We start from the raw sequence: 763 nt of genomic DNA, 5'->3' as shown, positions 1-763 counted from the left end.
ACTTTTATACCAGTACTATCTATTACCAAGTACCCTTCTTCAACTAAAGGTGGTAGTTTTATTCTATTAAGCATACATTTAGCTCGCTTGGATAATCCGGCTCAAACTCAGGAACTTCAAGCCCGAGCTTAATAAGCTCAAATATAGACTTAACAAATCCTTCAGTTTGCCGTAGCGGCAGCTTAAGTAACATACGCAAGGTTAGCATCATCTCAATTGCATAATCAGAATAAAAGGTTAACCTTCCTCGTTTACATATACTGCCTTTACTAAAATACCATAACTTCTCTATATCCTTACTTATCCAAACAGTAAGTGACACTCTATTCTTTAGAGATTGGTTATATTCTCTCCAGTTATTTATTTTGTATTTTATCTTTTTAGAGTTGCTTTTTCTCTCTTGTTTCCTTCTTTTCATAGCAGCTGATTTCTTTTGATCCTAAGTGTAACGGCTTGATTTTATAAATACAAATTCCAGCAATCAAGAGCAAATGTTGTCCAGAATTAATTGCGATTAGAAAAACAGTTTGGCCAGGATTAAATGATTTTATAAATTTTTTGTCCAGAAATAAGTGATTCTATAATTTTATTTTCCAGGATTATTTGCGAATGAGCTGCAAGCCTAGTATTTCTTATAAAATTATACCTAATTTATGAATTTCTTTATTAAGCTCTTCCCGGCGGCTTGGGGATAATTGTCCCCTTAAATATGCTTTTACTTCATGACGCCTGGCATTGAGGTAATCACATAATATTGTTAGGT

1 protein-coding gene is annotated in these 763 nt (G+C 33.3%); it reads right to left on the bottom strand.

Features of this window, described 5'->3' with window-relative positions; translation table 11 throughout:
- Window positions 1–58: 58 nt before the first annotated feature.
- Window positions 59–418: an IS5 family transposase gene (locus tag NF27_RS08015; RefSeq protein ID WP_053332699.1), complete on the bottom strand. Its 360-nt coding sequence runs from the start codon at window positions 416–418 to the stop codon at window positions 59–61.
- Window positions 419–763: the final 345 nt, after the last annotated feature.

It is taken from the genome of Candidatus Jidaibacter acanthamoeba, from assembly GCF_000815465.1.
GTDB classification, from domain to species: domain Bacteria; phylum Pseudomonadota; class Alphaproteobacteria; order Rickettsiales; family Midichloriaceae; genus Jidaibacter; species Jidaibacter acanthamoebae.
The sequence above is the reverse complement of the archived record's forward strand: the minus strand, read 5'-3'. Positions and strand labels throughout refer to the sequence as shown.

What these genes read in the sequence shown, in the direction of transcription:
- NF27_RS08015 (WP_053332699.1), bottom strand. Translation starts at nt 418, where the DNA reads ATGAAAAGAAGGAAACAAGAGAGAAAAAGCAACTCTAAAAAGATAAAA.